General features: G+C 69.1%; 1 protein-coding gene. It reads left to right on the forward strand.

Annotated elements, in window-relative coordinates:
- Positions 1-222, forward strand: a 222-nt coding sequence (locus ACLJNW_RS28770; RefSeq protein WP_175570878.1) for an MGMT family protein, incomplete at its 5' end; no start/stop codon positions are given.
- Positions 223-233 lie beyond the last annotated feature (11 nt).

Genomic DNA, 233 nt, shown 5'->3' on the forward strand with positions numbered 1-233 from the left:
GGCCTAGGCCGCGCCGCCCGCTGGGTCGGCAGGACGCTCAGCCAGTTGCCGGTGGATACCCGCCTGCCCTGGCATCGGGTTCTCGGCGCCGGCGGTCGCATCAGCCTGCCGGCGGACAGTCCCGGCGGTCGCGAACAACGCGCACGCTTGCGCGAGGAAGGCGTTCTCCTGCACAACGACAGGGTGGACATACGTCGGCATGGCTGGCTTACAGCGAAGTAGAGCGGTTAGAG

It is taken from the genome of Salmonella sp. SAL4457, from assembly GCF_046548235.1.
Lineage (GTDB): Bacteria > Pseudomonadota > Gammaproteobacteria > Enterobacterales > Enterobacteriaceae > Salmonella > Salmonella enterica.